The following is a 17,471-nucleotide window of genomic DNA, read 5'->3' as shown; positions in this document are numbered from 1 at the left end:
TCAAATAGGTTCATGTTCAGTTCGTTTTTGGCTTCTTTCTTCAGAAAAGCCATCGGGGTAGCGACGTTTTAACTTCTCAATATTTTGAATGGCTACTTCTTCAAAAGAAATATCTGCCCACTCAGCAATTTGAGACAAGTACCAAAGAACGTCACCCATTTCTTTGACAAGCTCTTTTTTATCCAAATCATACCCATGAAAAGTGTATTTCTTAATTAAGTCTACTAACTCGCCTGCTTCGCTGGCTACGCCTAGCGCACAATTAGTCAATACTTGTTCATTTCCATATAAAGTACGATTTGCTAATTTTTGATATTCATTAAACTCCATTATTATGAACCCCTTTTATCCATACTCACGCTCTTTAAATACTAGTCATTTTTATTAACTTTTTACAATTAAAAAACACACTTCTATTTATCTGCCAGAAAAATTACTTTTTTTTCAAATAACCTTCAATCAAACTCCACGCTTCTTCTTTGCCTTCCCCTGTTTCAGATGAAAACAAAACGAAATCATCTGCTGGATCAAATCCTAATGATTCTTTAGCGATTTTCACATGTTTATTCCATTTACTTTTAGATATTTTATCTGCTTTTGTGGCAACAACAATCACAGGAATATTAAAGTGTTTAAGAAACTCATACATTTGTTTATCGTCTACAGTAGCTGGGTGTCTAAAGTCAATAACGCATAGGGTCGCCTTTAAAGGTTCTCTTTGAGTAAAATAAGTTTCTAACATTTCGCCCCATTTCGCCCGTTCTGTTTTAGATACTTTTGCATAGCCGTAGCCAGGAACATCAACAAAATAAAATTGGTCTTCAATAATATAATAATTAAGTGTTTGTGTTTTACCAGGTTTACTCGAAGTACGCGCCAACCCTTTACGGTTGATCAATGTATTGATGAATGATGACTTCCCTACATTTGAACGTCCAGCAAGCGCAATTTCTGGCAAGCCCGTATTTGGGTATTGTGCTGGTGAAACTGCACTAATCACGATATCAGCTTTGTTAACTTTCATATTTTAATCTCCATCTCTAAACTAAATTCTTCCATTATTCTACCATATATCAGTAGCAAAAACAGGACTTTATTTTTGATCAGAATCTGTTCAGCTTCCCTTATTTTTAGGAATTAAATGACAAAATGCGTTTATTCTTCTTTTTTAAAAAAGAAACCAGAAATTATCCAAATCAAAAGATGGATAATGACGGCTTCTTTTGTCTATCTTAAACGATTTTTTGACCCTCAACAGTATAAAAATCTGGTTGGCCATCTCCGATTACTGTTTCTTCCGTGATAACGCATTTAGCGATCTCTGGACGACTAGGTAAATCAAACATGATTTCCAACATGATGCTTTCAATAATTGAACGTAATCCCCGAGCTCCAGTATTCCGTTCGATCGCTTTTTTAGCAATCTCCCTAAGAGCTTTCTCTTCGAATTCCAATTCAACATTATCCAACATCATTAATTTTTTATATTGTTTTTCTAATGCGTTTTTAGGTTGTGTCAGAATATGCACTAAATCATCTTCAGTTAACTTCTCTAAAGCTGCCATTACTGGCAAACGTCCGATAAATTCAGGAATCAAACCAAATTTCAATAAATCTTCAGGGTTGATTTGTTGCATGACACTGGCATTTTGATCCAATACTTTTTTACCAGACCCAAAACCAATCACTTTTTCACCCATTCGGTTTTTAACGATTTTATCGATTCCATCAAAAGCTCCACCAACAATAAAGAGTATATTGCTAGTATCCAATTGAATAAATTCTTGGTTAGGGTGTTTTCTTCCACCTTGTGGCGGAATATTCGCAACTGTGCCTTCCAAGATCTTCAGCAAAGCTTGTTGGACACCTTCACCACTAACATCACGTGTGATAGAAACATTTTCGCTTTTTCGAGCAATTTTATCAATTTCATCGATATAAATAATGCCTTTTTGAGCGCGTTCTACATCGTAGTCAGCTGCTTGCATTAATTTTAGTAAAATGTTTTCAACGTCTTCACCAACATAACCTGCTTCAGTTAAACTGGTCGCATCTGCAATTGCAAATGGAACATTTAGAATACGAGCCAAACTTTGTGCCAAGAACGTTTTTCCTGATCCTGTAGGCCCAATTAGACAGATGTTACTTTTTTGCAGTTCCACACCATCTTCTTCAGTTCCAATTTGATTGACACGTTTATAATGGTTATAGACTGCAACAGAAAGAGCTTTTTTAGCTTGTTCTTGTCCGATCACATAATCATTCAGAATGCTTCTAATTTCTTGCGGTTTTGGCACTTCTAAAAATTCACCGTAACCTGCATCGCTAAATTCCTCATCAATAATTTCTTTACATAAGTCGATACATTCATTACAAATATAGACTCCTGGTCCTGCAACGATTTTTTTCACTTGGTCCTGGGATTTCCCACAAAATGAACAATTTACAGGTCCTTTAGTTTCTTCATCAACAAACATCTACTTGCCCACCTCTATTCTTCATTCATACTCGTTACTTCATAGCAAACCTGCTGCATAAACAACGGTAAGCTTACTTCAAACACTAATAATCATAGCATAATCTCACTTGCATTGCCATGATTCTATTCGTAGTTTTAGTGACTTCATCCTAACAGAAAAGAACCTCAAAAGTTTATTAACCTTTGAAGTTCTTCTCTTCAATTTTCATTTAAATTGAACTGATCTAAAAAATTATTTTTCTACAGCTGTAGAAGTAATTAAGTCAATTGCTTTTTTCATTGAAATATCATGTTTCAACATTTCAGGAGTCAATGCAGCACGAACTGCTTTTTCTTCCATACCGTATTGTTCTGATAAGTTTTTGATTTCTGCTTCTACTTCTTCTTCAGATGGTTCAAAAGCTTCAGCTTCAACGACTGCTTCAAGAACTAAGTTAGTACGAGTTCTTAAATCAGCATCGCCTTCCATTTGTTTGTGTAAGTCTTCTTCTTTTGTACCAGTGATTTGGTAGTACATTTCAGGAGAAACACCTTGGCGTTGCATATCGTTTAAGAACATGTCCATTTGACGGTGAACTTCGTCATGGACCATAGCCCATGGCAAGTCTTCAATTGTTGCATTTTCTACTGCTTGGCGGATAGCAGATTCTTCAATCGCCTCGTCTGCTGCAGCATTTTTAGCTTCAACTAATTGAGTTTTGATTTTTTCTTTCAATGCTGCTAATGTTTCAACTTCTTCATCTACATCTTTAGCAAACTCATCATCTAATGCTGGTAATTCTTTTGCTTTTACTTCGTGAACTTTCACTTTAAAGACTGCTTCAGCGCCTTTTAAATCCTCAGCATGGTAGTCTTCAGGGAAAGTGACAGTAACATCTAATTCATCGCCAGCTTTTGCCCCGATCAATTGTTCTTCGAATCCTGGAATGAAAGAATTTGATCCGATTTCTAGTGAATGATTTTCGCCTTTTCCACCTTCAAAAGCAACACCGTCTTTGTATCCATCAAAATCGATAACAACTGTATCGCCTTCAACTGCTGCATCTTCTTTCAATACTAATTCTGCTTGAGCAGCGCGTTTTGTTTCTAAGTTTTCTTCAACATCCGCATCAGTAACTTCACGATCTTGTTTTTCGATCGTTAAGCCTTTGTATTCGCCTAATTTTACTTCAGGTTTAACAGTGACCGCTGCTTCGATAACCCATGGTTGTCCTTTTTCCATTGATTTAACATCAATTTTCGGTTGGTCAACTGGATCGATTCCTGACTCTTTTACTGCTGCATCATATTCTGCAGGTAATACAGCATTTAATGCGTCTTCAAAAAGTGCTTCTTCGCCGTACATTTTATTAAATACTTGACGTGAAACTTTCCCTTTACGGAAACCTGGTACGTTTAAAGTACCTTTCACTTTGTTGAAAGCTGTAGTCATGCCTTCTTGGATTTTTTCTTCTGAAATTTCAAATGTTAAAACACCATCATTGGTGCCTTTTTTTTCCCATTTTGCAGTCATGTATATTTCCCTCCGAAACACTCTATTTTTGGCAATCTTTTAAAATTGCATACTCCCTAATCTTACACTATCACTGAAATTTTGTAAATACAAACCGTTGAAACCCGGAAAAATTCGGATTTATTTTTCTGTTTGAGTCCAAATCTGGGACTTAGGTTCATTATCTTCTTTTGAAGGTGTACAAATGAACCTTTATCGAATGGACTGATGCATTAATTAGATGATGCCATAAGGCTATTTTGTCAGATCCATCCTTGTATCTCTTCGTTTAATTTCTTCATCCATTCTTTCATCAGCAAATGTGCTGTAGAATCGATCATTTCAGCTTGATAATCTATCTCATAACGTTCTCGGTACAAATCAATCCAATAGTCAGGCAACGTAATCACTTCATCAATAAATGGATACAGTAACATAAAATGCAGATTGGCTTCTTGATGGATAGCTTGATACAAAACAGGATCATTGTTTTCGATTTCTTCTTTTAATAAAGCCGCTACAATCTGAACGGTCTTATTTTTTGCCAGCATTGTCAATTTTATAGGCACTATCGTCCGTTGTTCAGTAAACCAATCGATCGTGAACGATTCATTGACTTGGTGCAGGATCAAGTGCTCAATGACCGATGCTTTAGCGATTCCATTCACAAAAGGATTAGCCAATAACGTTTTAGCTGCTTTAATAAATAAATCAAGCGGCAACGTCTCTATCTCTTTTATAGTTTGCGCTTGTTTTTCAAAAGATTGATTGCCCATTGAAAAAGCATTTTTCAGGATTTCTTGATGCCGTTTTTCTTTCTGGTGCTCATCTTCCGCTTTTTCGTTAATGTTCATTTCTGACAACGCTTGCCAAACAGCAATTGAGTCAAGGTTTTTCATTTTAGTCAGTTCTTTTTTGATGATTTGTGTTGCCTGATCAAAGAAATGAGCTTTGATCAAGACAGAAGTATAAAAGGCATATAACCGTTCTTCACTCTGATAAAAAACGAACTGCGTATCGGCAATTTCTTTAGCTTTTCGATACTCACCTATTTGGTATAAAGCCGTCACATAGAAAGTATTAACTGTTTTATCTTGTTCAATGCTGTAAGCCTCTTTAAAGTAATTAGCGGCTTCTTGCATATTCCCAGCATTGAATTGTTCCATCGCTTGTTTTAAATAAAGTTCATAATTTTTAGGAAATTCAATCTTTTCTCCCACATTGTTCACCCAATCTTTTCGTAAGATACCCTTTTTGTCTGTTCCCAGTGTACCATAGGTTTTGTGATCTTGCGAAGCATCTTGTTTAACCTCTCCCGCTTCATTTTTCTATAACGAAACACAATGAAAAACAAGCACCATTCAGTTGAACTGAGCATGTGCTTGTTTTATTCATCAATATTTTCTGAAACGTTGGTATCTTTCTTCAACCAACTCAGCAGGAGTTTTAGCAGACAAATTGCTTAACTCTTTCGCTATTTGTTTACGCAAGTTTATCAGAATAGCGTCATGCGTTAGCAATTCGCCTTCTTGTACCTCGGGGATGATTTGGTCGATTATGTCCAAACCTAGTAAATCCTGAGCTGTTAACTTCATAATCTCAGCAGCTTCATTGGATCTGGAGGCATCCTTCCATAAGATTGACGAAAAGCCTTCTGGAGAAAGAACAGAGTACATTGTATGCTCCATCATCCAAACTTGGTTTCCCATAGCTAACGCAAGTGCTCCACCGCTGCCGCCTTCACCGATGATAATGGAAAGAACTGGGACTTTTAACTGGCTCATTTCTACTAGATTTCGAGCAATAGCTTCACCTTGTCCCCTTTCTTCAGCTTCCACACCACAGTAAGCTCCTGATGTATTGATCAACGTGACGATCGGTCGTTTAAATTTCTCTGCTTGTTTCATTAAACGCAAAGCTTTTCGGTAGCCTTCAGGATGAGGCGACCCAAAGTTTCGTTCAATATTTTCTTTTAAATCATGTCCCTTTTGGTTGCCGATTACGGTAACGGGTTGACCATTTAAGGTTGCTATGCCTCCTACAATGGCTTTATCGTCACGAAAAGAACGATCTCCATGAAACTCAATAAACCCTTCAAAAATCGATTCAATTATTTCTAAAGCCGTTAAGCGTGACGTTTTCCTGGCCAAGGCGACAATCTCGATCGCTTCGCTCAAATGTTTCACCTTCTCTTATACAAAGTTTCTTTCTTAACTGCGTTTTCCTACTTATTGATGCAGTTCTAGTAAAAGCCCTAGTGTTTGTCTAAGGTCCTTTCTCGGAACGATTTTATCAATAAACCCATTTCTCAAAACAGATTCTGCCAATTGAAAATCATCGGGCAGTGTCTCTTTAATCGTTTGTTCAATAACGCGTCTGCCAGCAAACCCTACTAAAGCTCTAGGTTCTGAAAGAATAATATCTCCTTGCATAGCAAAACTAGCCGTGACCCCGCCGGTTGTCGGATCTGTCAAAACAGTGATGTACAGTAAACCCGCTTCACTATGGCGAGCTACCGCTCCACTAATTTTTGCCATTTGCATTAAAGATAAAATGCCTTCTTGCATCCGAGCTCCACCGGAAGCCGTGAAAATAATAACCGGCAATGACTCGTTAAGCGCCCGCTCAAATGTACGGGTGATTTTTTCCCCAACTACTTTTCCCATACTTCCCATAATAAAAGAGGAATCCATCACACAAATCGCTGTTTCCATACCTTCGATTCGTGCTTTTCCAGTCACAACTGCTTCATGCAATCCTGTTCTTTTTTGAATCGTTTGGATTTTTTCTTCATAACCAGGAAAATCAAGAGGGTTTTCAGTTACGACGTCCAAATTCCATTCCTCAAAGCTATCCTCATCTACAGTAAGCTGAATTCTTTCTTGGGCGCCTACTCTAAAAGTATAACCACATTCTGGACAAATCTTTTCTGATCCTAAGTCTTTTCCATAAATAGCCCGTTTGCAATTAGGACATTGTGTAAACATGCCATCGGGTACTTTAGGAGCGTTTTTTTCATCTTCGAGTTGTGAACTTTTAGTAATTGGAATAAAAGCTCGTTTTTTAAACAGTCTCACTTTCTCACCTCTTTACAACCTTGATGGATTATTCAACACGCGGTTCCCATTCTTTAAGAAAGACATCCTGCAAGAAACTCGTATCGTATTCTCCATTAACAAACCGTTCATCTTCTAATAAATCTTCTTGGAAAAATTGATTGCTGATAATGCCTTCAATGACTAATTCTCCTAATGCACGTTTCATTTTGGCTATCGCCTCAGCTCGGTCTGCGCCTTTTACGATGATTTTAGCGATCATAGCATCGTAGTAAGGCGGAATCACATAGCCTGCAAACATTGCACTGTCAACACGTAACCCATTTCCGCCACTTGGCATCAACAAATAAGTGATTTTACCCGGTGAAGGAGCAAAATTAAACGCTGGATTTTCAGCATTGATTCGACATTCGATCGTGTGTCCTGTAAGTTTGACATCTGATTGTTGAATTGTCAACTCGCCGCCACTTGCAATCGTTAATTGTTCTTTGACAATATCGATTTCAGTTGCCATTTCGGTAACTGGATGTTCCACTTGGATACGCGTGTTCATTTCCATAAAGTAGAAATCTCCATTTTGATCCAATAAAAATTCGATGGTGCCAGCGTTCTTATAGCCAACATGTTTTGCAGCACGAATCGCCGTTTCGCCTAAAGATTGGCGTTGTTCTTCACTAATCGCCACAGATGGTGATTCTTCAATCACTTTTTGATTGTTGCGTTGTAACGAGCAATCGCGTTCACCTAAATGAATAATATTTCCATAGTGGTCTCCTAATATTTGTACTTCAATGTGGCGGGCATGTTCAATGATTTTTTCCATGTACATACGATCATCGCCAAAAGCAGCTTTTGCTTCATTTTTAGCACTATTAAAAGCTGGAACAAGTTCTTCGCTGTTAAATACTTTACGAATTCCTTTTCCTCCGCCACCCGCAGCGGCTTTTACCATTACTGGATAACCTAACTTGTCTGCAAGTTCTTTAGCTTTATCAGTATCGGTGATAAAACCATCACTTCCAGGAATAACCGGGACTCCTGCTTGGATCATTAAATCTCGGGCATTAGATTTATTTCCCATTTGATCAATGGTTTCAGGATCCGGTCCAATGAAAGTCACGTTCATCTCTTTACACATAGTCGCAAAAGTGCTGTTTTCTGATAAAAAACCAAACCCAGGATGAATAGCCTGGGAATGTGTTACAACTGCTGCACTTAAAATGCTTTGCATGTCTAAATAAGAATCTGTAGCTTTTGCTGGACCAATACAGATAGCTTCATCCGCTAACTGCATATGCAATGCGTCTCGGTCTGCTTCTGAGTAAACCGCGACAGTTTGAATCCCTAATTCGCGACAAGCGCGTATGATCCGGACTGCAATTTCACCGCGGTTTGCAATTAAAATTTTATCGAACATGCGGTTATCTTCCAATAATAAACGTTAATTCGACTTCGCAAACTTTTTTGCCATCAACGTAAGCTACGCCTTTACCGATACCAGCATATTCTTTTAATTTAATAATATCAACTTCCAAAACCAATTGGTCTCCAGGAACAACTTTTTTACGGAATTTAACTTTGTTCATGCCACCTAAATAAGCTGTTTTTCCTTTAAAACGATCTAATTGCAACAACGGAATAGAACCTGCTTGTGCTAAACTTTCTAAAATGTAAACGCCTGGCAAAACAGGTTCGCCTGGGAAGTGCCCTTGAAAAACTTCTTCGTTGATCGTAACGTTTTTCAATGCTACTACACGTTCACCTGGAATCATTTCATCTACACGGTCAATAAAGTAAATCGGGTAACGGTTGGGGATTAGTTCTTGGATTTCTGCAATATTCATTTTGGTCATTTTATTTCCTCCTAGACGATTCTGAAAAGTGGTTGGTTGTATTCGACAACTTGCTCATCTTCAATAAAGACTTCAGCTATTGTGCCTTCGATATCACTTTTGATTTCATTCATTAATTTCATTGCTTCAACAATACACAACGTTTCGCCAACGGTGACTGGATCGCCAACTTTTTTAAAAACGTCTTGATCTGGTGAAGGCGCCATGTACGTTACTCCTACAAGCGGCGATTGAACAATATGGCCTTCTTTTATTTCTTCTACTTCAATCGTTTCCGATGCTGTGATAGCATCCTTTTGAAGAGAAGATGCTGTTTGAGGTGCTGCATTCTGGTGCTGTCCAGCAGACGGTGCTTCCGTTGCTTGATTAGGAGCAGTAGTTTGGACCGTTTGTTGGGTCGAAATACTGTTTTTGCTCATTCGCATGGTTACATTGTCTATTTGTAAATCAAATTCCGTTAACTCCGAATGATCTACTAATGCAAGCAATTCTTTGACTTGTGAGAAATCCATTACTGTCCCTCCCATTTTTTGAAACAAGTGACGGCATTATGGCCACCGAATCCTAATGAGTTATTTAAAGCGTAACGAACGTCCGCTTTTCTTCCTACATTTGGAATATAATCCAAATCACAGTTTTCATCTTTTACTGTCAAACCGATAGTTGGCGGTAAGAAATCTTCTTCTAAGGCTTTCACACATGCAATAGCTTCAATTGCTCCCGCAGCTCCTAATAAGTGCCCGGTCATACTCTTAGTACTAGAAATAGCAACTTTTTTAGCTCCTTCTTCACCAAAAGCATATTTGATCGCCATAGTTTCCGCTGAATCATTTGCCGGCGTACTTGTTCCATGAGCATTAATATAGCCTACTTCTTCAGCTTTGATCCCTGCTTCTGCCATAGCATTAAGCATAGCTTTACCTGCTCCGCTGCCATCAGGAGTAGGTGCTGTCATATGGTAACCATCACCTGTTGAGCCATAACCGACTACTTCTCCATAAATCGTTGCTCCGCGTTCCAACGCATGTTCTAGACTTTCCAGCAATAGAACACCAGCACCTTCACCCATGACAAAACCGTGGCGTTCTTTGTCAAATGGAATCGACGCACGATCCGGATCTGTACTCGTAGAAAGCGCCGTTAAAGCCGCAAATCCCGAAATCCCGATTTCGTTGATCATTCCTTCTGCTCCTCCAGCTAAAATAGCATCTGAATAGCCGTGTTTGATGTTGCGGTAAGCTTCCCCAATAGCGTTATTTCCTGAAGCACAAGCCGTCACGATCGATGTATTGATTCCTTTCGTTCCGATTGCAATTGAAATATTACCAGCGACCATATTTCCGATAGCCATTGGTACAAAGAAAGGTGCAACACGTTGCGGTCCTTTGTCGTGCATTTTGATGATTTGTTCCTGCATAGCATTCAACCCGCCAATACCAGAACCAACAATGACACCAAAACGGTCCATATCTGTTTTTTCTGTATCGATTCCGCTCATTTCAACAGCTTGAACAGCTGCAGCAACACCGTATCTTGAAAATTCATCCATTCGTTTCGAGATTTTTCGCGGCATATAGTTGGTTGCGTCAAAATCTTTCAATTCCCCCGCTACACTAATACCTGTTTCACTTGCATCAAATTTTGTAATAGGTGCAATCCCGTTTTTACCGGCTTTTAAACCATCCCAGAATTCATCTACTGTATTTCCTAAAGGTGTAACAGCACCCATTCCTGTAATTACTACACGGTTCATATCTGTTGTTCCTCCTTCTTTAACCATTCATTACCATACCGCCATCGATATTGATCACTTGGCCGGTAATATAGTTGTTTTCGCTTAGAAAAACTGCAGCTCGCGCAACGTCTTCCACTTGACCAAACCGTTTTAAAGGTATTTGTCCGACAGCTTGTTCTTTCATTTTATCTGCTAAGACATCAGTCATCTCAGTTTCAATGAATCCTGGAGCAATCGCATTGACTGTGATTCCTCTAGCTGCCAACTCTCTAGCCGCCGATTTTGTCAGGCCTACTACGCCCGCTTTACTAGCTGCATAGTTTGCTTGTCCGACATTTCCGACTAAACCAACAACACTTGATAAGTTGATGATCGTCCCGCTTCGTTGTTTCAACATAACTTTTGTCGCATGCCGAATCGTATTGAACGTTCCCTTTAAATTGACCGCAATTGTCTGGTCGAAATCTTCTTCAGACATCCGCATCAAAAGCTTGTCGTTTGTGATACCGGCATTGTTAACTAAAACATCTACACTGCCAAATACTTCTTTGGTTTCTTCAATTAATCGTTTGGCACTTTCAAAGTCACTCATATCTCCAAGAATGGTATGTACCTTAACACCATATGCTTGGACTTCTTCAACTAGTTCCGTTGGAATCGGTTTCCGTCCATTTAAAACAATGTTTGCTCCGGCTTTTGCAAATGCTAAAGCAATTGCTTTTCCAATTCCTCTAGAACTACCTGTGACGATAACGGTTTTGTTTTCTAACGTCATGAACTCATTCCTTTTTTATATAGTTAAAAGCAAGTACGTTATACCTGGTTCTCTGCTTTCAAAGCTGCTAATTTCGTTAACGTTTTTTCTAACGATTTTTTGTTTTCCACATTTAATGTGAGAACAGTTTTATCAATTTTTTTAATGAAGCTGCTTAATGTTTTCCCTGGCCCTACTTCGATAAAGATATCTACACCTAGATCAATCATCGTTTTCACACTGTCTTCCCAATAAACAGGGGACATCACTTGCTTGACCATTATATCGGCAATCTCTGCCTTGTCAGAAAACACTTTAGCCGTTGTATTGCTGACAATGGGTAAAGCGGGATCTTGAATCGCTACCTCTTTTAAAGCTTTGGCTAACTGCTGTGCAGCAGGCAGGAGCAATTCGGTATGGAATGGACCACTCACTTGTAACGGAATAACCCGCTTAGCGCCTTTTTCTAGTAAAATTTCCCCAGCTTTTTCGACTGCAGCCTTAATACCCGCGATAGCAATTTGACCGGGCATGTTGTAGTTTGCTGGAGAAACAACACCTAAAACACTCGCTTCTTGACAAGCTTCACTAATCGTTTCACGGTCTAATCCCATTACAGCACTCATAGCACCTTCGCCTAATGGCACTGCATCCGTCATATACTGACCACGCTTTTTCACTAAGTTGACTGCTGCAGTGAATTCCAATACTTCAGCTTTCACAAAAGCACTGTATTCGCCTAGACTTAAACCAGCTACAACGTCAGGTTGAATCCCTTTTTCTTTCAGTAAAGCGTCAATCGCTGTGCTGAGCGTCAAAATAGCAGGCTGCGTGTAAGTCGTTTGATTCAGCAATTCATTTTCTTCAAAACAAAGTGAGGCGACATCCATTTCTAGAGCAGCACTCGCTGTATTAAAGACATTTTGGACGACTTCGTATTCATCATAGAGCTCTTTTCCCATACCGTAGTATTGAGCACCTTGACCACTGTATACAAAAGCTATCTTCATATTGGTGACTCCTTTAATTAGCTTTTTATTTGAAAAAAATCATCCGATTCACTGATACACGAATAAAAGAAACAGTCATTCCATAAAAATAACCAGAAATCCTTGGAAGCTAATAGAAACTTCTTTCAGCTTTCTGGTATTTTAATGACTTAAACATATGCTTCTACAATGATAGAAGTTCTGCTTGTTTTTTGATTACTTCTTTATATTCATACATTAATTCATGGATGATTTCTTCACAACTTTGTTCTTTCTTGACTAGTCCTGCACTTTGTCCCGACATGAACGAACCGGTATCTTTGTCTCCATCGACAACTGCCCGTTTTAAAGCTCCTTTTCCAATGGCTTCTAAGCGATCAAAATCTGGTTTTTCATCACTAGTAATTTCTTTTTCTACTTTTAAGTATTGACGGGTTAGTTTGTTACGTAAAACACGTACAGGGTGTCCAGTAATTAAACCAGTTACTACAGTATCAATATCTTTTGCTTTTAAAATAGAATCTTTAAAATTGCGATGTGCATTACTTTCATAAGCAACTACAAAACGGGTTCCAAGCTGAGCTGCTGAAGCTCCTAGTGACATAATAGCAGCCACTCCGCGACCATCCGCGATACCTCCAGCGGCTATAACAGGGATAGAAACAGCATCGACGACTTGCGGAACTAAGTTCATCGTAGTCGTTCTACCGATATGTCCGCCGGCTTCCATTCCTTCACAGATAATAGCATCTGCTCCATCTTGTTGCATCCGTCTTGCTAATGCAACTGACGCAACTACAGGAATAACAACCGTTCCAACTGCTTTAAACTGCTCCATGTATCTTCCAGGACTTCCTGCACCTGTTGTCACTACTCGTATTCTTTCTTCGCAGACAACTTTTACGACTGCATCTACATGTGGAGAGAGTAGTAATACGTTGATTCCAAAAGGTTTGTCGGTTAGAGCTTTTGTTTCTCTAATCAACTCACGAACAGTGTCTGCTGTTGCATGCCCACAAGCTAGGATTCCTAAACCGCCTGCATTTGAAACCGCACTTACTAGACTTGGATCTGCTACCCATGACATAGCGCCTTGAATGATTGGATACTTGATACCAAGTTTTTCAATTAATTCAGACTGCATATAGGTTCCCTCTTTCTAATGATTGCATTATTTTTTAGCTAATTCTGCTTCTACAAAAGTTACGATATCTTGAACCGTTGTTAATCCTTCTTCAGATTCAATTTTAATATCGAATTCGTCTTCAATATCATTGATGATTTGGAATAAGTCTAAACTATCTGCTTCTAAATCTTCACGGAAGTTTGTATCTAATTGTACTTCTTCTTCCTCTTTGTCTAATTGGTCCACGATAATTGCTTGAATTTTTTCGAATGTCATTTTTATTTCCTCCATTTAAGTTGTTTTTTTAGTTTATTTTTGCTTAATTTTTTTATAGCTTAAGCGAGCTGATTGTTACCTGTTTAAAGTTGGATGAGCATGGAGCCCCAAGTAAGTCCTCCACCAAATCCAGTTAATATAATTTTCTCTTTAGTTCCAAGAGTCAATTCACCAGCTGTGACAAGCTCGTCTAATAAAATGGGTATGCTTGCTGCTGAAGTATTTCCATAATTAGCAATATTCAATGCAAACTGCTCATTAGGAATTTTTAATTTTTTTGCGATAGCTTGAATGATTCGTGAATTCGCTTGATGCGGAATGATTCGAGTGATATCGGATAAGGAAAGATTTGCAGCTTCTGCAACCGTCCGAATGCTTTGAGGCACACTACGGATAGCAAAATCAAAAATAGCTCGACCTTCCATTTTTAAAAATACATCATTCAACTCTTTTTGAGAGCTGTAAGGATTTTGAACAGCTAATGAACCAGTCGTTAAAGCTAAGCCTCGACTCCCATCTGCATGGATGTCTTCGCCTAGAAAACTGCCTTCATGATCTGTCCGTTCTAATAAAACCCCACCAGCACCATCGCCAAACAAAACAGCTGTGCTGCGGTCTTCCCAATTAATGATTTTAGACATAACTTCTCCGCCTAAAACAAGAGCATAACGGAACCCTCCGCTTTGCAACATTTTTTCAGCAACAGATAAAGCATAAATAAATCCTGAGCACGCTGCGCTTATATCAAACGCCATTCCTTGTTTAGCACCAAGAAAATCTTGAACCAAACAAGCCGTTGAAGGACTTAAATAATCCGGTGACATGGTAGCGACAATGATCAAATCGATTTCTTCAGCCGCAACGCCTGCTTTATCAAGAATGCTTTGAGCTGCTTTTCCACAAAGAACAGAAGTATTCTCTTCTTCGCTTATGCGCCGTTTTTCAATCCCTGTCCTCGTTTTGATCCATTCATCATTTGTATCCATTAAACTTTCTAGCATCTCATTGGAAACTACTTTTTTAGGAACATAGCTCCCGGTACCAATAATTTTTGCTTGCATCGAGTTCAACTCTGTTCTTATAAATTATTTTTTATTTCATCTAAGAAACCGTGAAGATTTCTTAAACCTTTAATCAAAACTTCGGCTTCTTCCTTTTTCATCCCAACAACAGTTTCTTTAACCATGTCACGATGAAATTTATCATGTAAACGGTAAAGCAGACGCCCTTTTTTAGTTAACCCTAATTTAACGACTCGTCGATCTGTTTCACTACGTATCCTCTCAACGTACCCTTTTTTAACTAGGTTATTGACAGAAACCGTTAATGTCCCAGCAGTAATAGCTAATTTTTTGGCAACTTCTGAGGTCGTATGCACGCGATACATTCCGATAGCTTCAATAGTATGCATTTCTTTTATGGAAATATCTTTAAATGTGCTTCCTTGGAGTGCATCTTCTTCAATAATCATAATTTCATTAAATATTGTGATTAAATAAGAATTAATTTCATGAACTAATAAATCGTCCACATCAACTCCTCCATTCTTTCATTTTGCCAAAATCCGAAATTACTTTGAACATCAAATCATTTGACTATCAAACTATATTATTAAAACATGTGTCTGTCAAGAATAAAATTGTATTTAATTTCTTCTCTCTTGATGGATGTTGAAAAATGAAGCTTTATGCAGCATTTTTTTATTTTATCTTTTTCTCATATCTATCTTTTTTGCGGAGTTTTGAAAAACAAAAAAACATTCACCCGCTTTTAATGGGTGAATGTTTTTTGCATCGGTTTAAATTCTCGATTTACTTATGAACAAATTCAACAATATCTTTAAAGTTTACAATTGTCTTCGTCTCCATAATATCTTTCATCTTTTCAGAAGATTTTTCCCAGTAAATTTCGACAACAGCACTATTGTTTAATAACTTAACAATAGTTCCAGCCATCTTTTCATCTCTAAAAGAAAAAATGATTTGATCGCCTAAATCTGGTCTGAAAGAAGCTTTGATTTCGTCGATGATTTCGTTTGCTTCATCATACGGCACGCCTAAAAGAGTCGCAATTCTTGATTTGCTGGCTCCTTTTCGAAGCTCAACCTCAACTAACGATTGAATTTCTTTGGTTATTTTGTTTCCCACGTAAATTCCCTCATTTCTTTGGTTCTTAAAGAACGTAACCCGAATATTTTATCTCTCGTTATACTATTATAACACATTTCTCATCAAAATGAAATGTGTATAAATCACCGCTTTTTAAACGACCTTAACTTGATGCCCTGAAAACAGTATTTATAAGTTCTATCATTTTTGATGATGCCAGGTGAAATGACTTTATTCTACAATCTTGGAAACCTGGAGACTCACAAGGCTCAAAGAGATCCCATGGTTTTCTACAAGTAACCACGTAAGTTTCGAAGGAAATTTAAAACCCAAAGAATCATCAACACGATTTGATAACGAGTCCATTCATAAAGACACTCTGCGGCTAGAACAAAAAAATAAAGCCGAGATATAAACCTCAGCTCTTACTTTCAAATGCTATTATTAATAAAATTGTCGACGATACCAATTAGCAGCTGCGGTTACTTCAAGTTGAGTTAGAGAATGGCCTTGATTGCCCCATTCAATAGTCACTTCAGCTCCTGCTGCTTCGAGCGTATTTTTTAATTCTTTGCTTTCCTCAGCCGGACATATAGGGTCGTTGATGCCAGCCCCAATAAAAATAGGCGTGTTCGTTAAATCAGGTAATTCAATATTCCTTAATGGAACCATTGGATGATGCAAGATTGCTCCATTTAATACATTTGGGTAATGGTACAATAAACTAGCAGCAATATTTGCACCATTTGAGTAACCTAAAGCAATTACATTAGTAGAATCAAAACCATATTGTTCAGCTGATTTTTTGATAAAATGATACAAGTTTTCTGTTTCTGTTTTCAAACTTTCTTCATCAAAGACGCCTTCGGCTAATCGCTTAAAAAACCGAGGCATACCATTTTCCAAAATATTGCCTCGTACACTTAAAATAGCAGCATCTTTATCGATCACATGTGCTAATGGCAATAAATCTTTTTCATCTCCACCTGTGCCGTGCAATAAAAGTAATGTGGAGCTTGAAGGATTTATTCCTTTTTTAAATAAATGAATCATTTTTTTCCTCCTCGCTTCTGCATATCAAGATGAAATTAATACCATCCTGGTTAGAACGTTTACTTTATTTCCACCGCATGTAACCCTAATTTTTTCAAGATAACGATAGCTGTTTCAATTTCTTCTTCTGATAACTCTTCAAAAACCTGTCCAATCAATTCTTTATGTTTTGGAAAAGCGTTATCCATGAATGCTTTGCCGCTTTCTGTGATATTAGCGTGAATGACTCTTCGATCCGTTGGGGACGGTTTTCTTTCTACATACCCTTTCTTTTCTAATTTGTCTACAACATATGTGATGCTGCTGCTAGCTAATAATATCTTTTTACCCAGGTGTTGAATTTGTTGCTCCCCTTTATGATACAAGAGCTCAAGTACAGCAAATTCAGTTGGATTTACCCCATACTTTATCATATCTTTTTTGATCACTTCTTGTACACTTTGAGAAGAGCGCAGTAAGACCGTCAATGCTTTTAAAGATCTATCTTGTCTATCCATTAAAGAACTTCCTTTCACAAATGCATTTTATCTCGAACGTGTTTATCTCTTTA

20 protein-coding genes are annotated in these 17,471 nt (G+C 38.0%); all 20 read right to left on the bottom strand.

What is annotated here, in order from left to right:
* The 20 genes from NY10_RS02290 to NY10_RS02195 all read right to left on the bottom strand — a co-directional run bounded on the left by NY10_RS02290 (nucleotide 1) and on the right by NY10_RS02195 (nucleotide 17,418).
* Nucleotides 1-330 carry a nucleoside triphosphate pyrophosphohydrolase family protein gene (locus NY10_RS02290; protein ID WP_058918474.1) on the bottom strand — a complete coding sequence of 110 codons (330 nt, stop codon included), beginning with the start codon at nucleotides 328-330 and terminating at the stop codon, nucleotides 1-3.
* A gap of 103 nt (nucleotides 331-433) precedes the next feature.
* Complete coding sequence (gene yihA, locus NY10_RS02285) at nucleotides 434-1,024, bottom strand: ribosome biogenesis GTP-binding protein YihA/YsxC (RefSeq protein WP_058918473.1); 591 nt, start codon at nucleotides 1,022-1,024, stop codon at nucleotides 434-436.
* Nucleotides 1,025-1,232: 208 nt separating this feature from the next.
* The gene (gene clpX / locus NY10_RS02280; RefSeq protein WP_058918472.1) at nucleotides 1,233-2,477 is read right to left on the bottom strand and encodes an ATP-dependent protease ATP-binding subunit ClpX; all 1,245 of its coding nucleotides are present in this window, start codon (nucleotides 2,475-2,477) and stop codon (nucleotides 1,233-1,235) included.
* Nucleotides 2,478-2,711: 234 nt separating this feature from the next.
* Nucleotides 2,712-3,992, bottom strand: coding sequence for a trigger factor (gene tig, locus NY10_RS02275; protein WP_058918471.1), 1,281 nt, complete (start codon nucleotides 3,990-3,992; stop codon nucleotides 2,712-2,714).
* A gap of 242 nt (nucleotides 3,993-4,234) precedes the next feature.
* Nucleotides 4,235-5,191 (bottom strand): hypothetical protein, encoded by a 957-nt coding sequence (locus NY10_RS02270; RefSeq protein ID WP_058918470.1) that lies wholly within the window; start codon nucleotides 5,189-5,191, stop codon nucleotides 4,235-4,237.
* A gap of 174 nt (nucleotides 5,192-5,365) precedes the next feature.
* Entirely contained in the window at nucleotides 5,366-6,148 is a 783-nt protein-coding gene (locus NY10_RS02265; RefSeq protein WP_058918469.1) for an acetyl-CoA carboxylase carboxyl transferase subunit alpha, read from the bottom strand.
* A 51-nt stretch (nucleotides 6,149-6,199) separates the two neighbouring features.
* A complete protein-coding gene (accD, locus tag NY10_RS02260) occupies nucleotides 6,200-7,048 on the bottom strand; it encodes an acetyl-CoA carboxylase, carboxyltransferase subunit beta (RefSeq protein WP_058918468.1) in 849 nt (282 codons plus the stop codon).
* Nucleotides 7,049-7,076: 28 nt separating this feature from the next.
* Nucleotides 7,077-8,444 (bottom strand): acetyl-CoA carboxylase biotin carboxylase subunit, encoded by a 1,368-nt coding sequence (locus tag NY10_RS02255; protein WP_058918467.1) that lies wholly within the window; start codon nucleotides 8,442-8,444, stop codon nucleotides 7,077-7,079.
* 4 nt (nucleotides 8,445-8,448) lie between these two features.
* Nucleotides 8,449-8,871 (bottom strand): 3-hydroxyacyl-ACP dehydratase FabZ, encoded by a 423-nt coding sequence (gene fabZ, locus NY10_RS02250; protein ID WP_197408988.1) that lies wholly within the window; start codon nucleotides 8,869-8,871, stop codon nucleotides 8,449-8,451.
* A 20-nt stretch (nucleotides 8,872-8,891) separates the two neighbouring features.
* On the bottom strand, nucleotides 8,892-9,392 hold the full coding sequence (accB, locus tag NY10_RS02245; RefSeq protein WP_058918465.1) for an acetyl-CoA carboxylase biotin carboxyl carrier protein: 501 nt from the start codon (nucleotides 9,390-9,392) through the stop codon (nucleotides 8,892-8,894).
* Entirely contained in the window at nucleotides 9,392-10,633 is a 1,242-nt protein-coding gene (gene fabF / locus NY10_RS02240) for a beta-ketoacyl-ACP synthase II (RefSeq protein WP_058920202.1), read from the bottom strand. Before fabF ends, accB begins: the two co-directional genes overlap by 1 nt.
* A 19-nt stretch (nucleotides 10,634-10,652) precedes the next feature.
* Nucleotides 10,653-11,390, bottom strand: coding sequence for a 3-oxoacyl-[acyl-carrier-protein] reductase (fabG, locus tag NY10_RS02235; protein WP_058918464.1), 738 nt, complete (start codon nucleotides 11,388-11,390; stop codon nucleotides 10,653-10,655).
* Nucleotides 11,391-11,428: 38 nt separating this feature from the next.
* Nucleotides 11,429-12,379 (bottom strand): ACP S-malonyltransferase, encoded by a 951-nt coding sequence (gene fabD / locus NY10_RS02230; RefSeq protein WP_058918463.1) that lies wholly within the window; start codon nucleotides 12,377-12,379, stop codon nucleotides 11,429-11,431.
* Nucleotides 12,380-12,542: 163 nt separating this feature from the next.
* Nucleotides 12,543-13,502 carry an enoyl-[acyl-carrier-protein] reductase FabK gene (gene fabK / locus NY10_RS02225; RefSeq protein ID WP_058918462.1) on the bottom strand — a complete coding sequence of 320 codons (960 nt, stop codon included), beginning with the start codon at nucleotides 13,500-13,502 and terminating at the stop codon, nucleotides 12,543-12,545.
* Between the two features lie 27 nt (nucleotides 13,503-13,529).
* Nucleotides 13,530-13,760 carry an acyl carrier protein gene (locus NY10_RS02220; protein ID WP_058918461.1) on the bottom strand — a complete coding sequence of 77 codons (231 nt, stop codon included), beginning with the start codon at nucleotides 13,758-13,760 and terminating at the stop codon, nucleotides 13,530-13,532.
* A gap of 83 nt (nucleotides 13,761-13,843) precedes the next feature.
* Nucleotides 13,844-14,821: a beta-ketoacyl-ACP synthase III gene (locus NY10_RS02215; RefSeq protein WP_058918460.1), complete on the bottom strand. Its 978-nt coding sequence runs from the start codon at nucleotides 14,819-14,821 to the stop codon at nucleotides 13,844-13,846.
* Between the two features lie 17 nt (nucleotides 14,822-14,838).
* Nucleotides 14,839-15,231, bottom strand: coding sequence for a MarR family winged helix-turn-helix transcriptional regulator (locus NY10_RS02210; RefSeq protein ID WP_058920201.1), 393 nt, complete (start codon nucleotides 15,229-15,231; stop codon nucleotides 14,839-14,841).
* A 340-nt stretch (nucleotides 15,232-15,571) separates the two neighbouring features.
* Nucleotides 15,572-15,907, bottom strand: a complete 336-nt coding sequence (locus NY10_RS02205) for a DUF2187 domain-containing protein (protein ID WP_058918459.1) — start codon at nucleotides 15,905-15,907, stop codon at nucleotides 15,572-15,574.
* Between the two features lie 405 nt (nucleotides 15,908-16,312).
* Entirely contained in the window at nucleotides 16,313-16,921 is a 609-nt protein-coding gene (locus tag NY10_RS02200; RefSeq protein ID WP_058918458.1) for an alpha/beta hydrolase, read from the bottom strand.
* 59 nt (nucleotides 16,922-16,980) lie between these two features.
* The gene (locus NY10_RS02195; RefSeq protein WP_058918457.1) at nucleotides 16,981-17,418 is read right to left on the bottom strand and encodes a MarR family winged helix-turn-helix transcriptional regulator; all 438 of its coding nucleotides are present in this window, start codon (nucleotides 17,416-17,418) and stop codon (nucleotides 16,981-16,983) included.
* Nucleotides 17,419-17,471 lie beyond the last annotated feature (53 nt).

This window comes from Carnobacterium sp. CP1 (assembly GCF_001483965.1).
In the GTDB taxonomy this organism is placed as follows: Bacteria; Bacillota; Bacilli; order Lactobacillales; family Carnobacteriaceae; genus Carnobacterium_A; species Carnobacterium_A antarcticum.
Note: the sequence above shows the minus strand (reverse complement) of the source record. Positions and strands in the feature narration are given on the sequence as shown.

Excerpts from the sequence above, each read along its gene's own strand:
- NY10_RS02290 (WP_058918474.1), bottom strand. The coding sequence starts at position 330 with ATGGAGTTTAATGAATATCAAAAATTAGCAAATCGTACTTTATATGGA.
- yihA (WP_058918473.1), bottom strand. The coding sequence starts at position 1,024 with ATGAAAGTTAACAAAGCTGATATCGTGATTAGTGCAGTTTCACCAGCA.
- clpX (WP_058918472.1), bottom strand. The coding sequence starts at position 2,477 with ATGTTTGTTGATGAAGAAACTAAAGGACCTGTAAATTGTTCATTTTGT.
- tig (WP_058918471.1), bottom strand. The coding sequence starts at position 3,992 with ATGACTGCAAAATGGGAAAAAAAAGGCACCAATGATGGTGTTTTAACA.
- NY10_RS02255 (WP_058918467.1), bottom strand. The coding sequence starts at position 8,444 with ATGTTCGATAAAATTTTAATTGCAAACCGCGGTGAAATTGCAGTCCGG.
- fabZ (WP_197408988.1), bottom strand. The coding sequence starts at position 8,871 with ATGAATATTGCAGAAATCCAAGAACTAATCCCCAACCGTTACCCGATT.
- accB (WP_058918465.1), bottom strand. The coding sequence starts at position 9,392 with ATGGATTTCTCACAAGTCAAAGAATTGCTTGCATTAGTAGATCATTCG.
- fabF (WP_058920202.1), bottom strand. The coding sequence starts at position 10,633 with ATGAACCGTGTAGTAATTACAGGAATGGGTGCTGTTACACCTTTAGGA.
- fabG (WP_058918464.1), bottom strand. The coding sequence starts at position 11,390 with ATGACGTTAGAAAACAAAACCGTTATCGTCACAGGTAGTTCTAGAGGA.
- fabD (WP_058918463.1), bottom strand. The coding sequence starts at position 12,379 with ATGAAGATAGCTTTTGTATACAGTGGTCAAGGTGCTCAATACTACGGT.
- fabK (WP_058918462.1), bottom strand. The coding sequence starts at position 13,502 with ATGCAGTCTGAATTAATTGAAAAACTTGGTATCAAGTATCCAATCATT.
- NY10_RS02220 (WP_058918461.1), bottom strand. The coding sequence starts at position 13,760 with ATGACATTCGAAAAAATTCAAGCAATTATCGTGGACCAATTAGACAAA.
- NY10_RS02215 (WP_058918460.1), bottom strand. The coding sequence starts at position 14,821 with ATGCAAGCAAAAATTATTGGTACCGGGAGCTATGTTCCTAAAAAAGTA.
- NY10_RS02210 (WP_058920201.1), bottom strand. The coding sequence starts at position 15,231 with ATGATTATTGAAGAAGATGCACTCCAAGGAAGCACATTTAAAGATATT.
- NY10_RS02200 (WP_058918458.1), bottom strand. The coding sequence starts at position 16,921 with ATGATTCATTTATTTAAAAAAGGAATAAATCCTTCAAGCTCCACATTA.
- NY10_RS02195 (WP_058918457.1), bottom strand. The coding sequence starts at position 17,418 with ATGGATAGACAAGATAGATCTTTAAAAGCATTGACGGTCTTACTGCGC.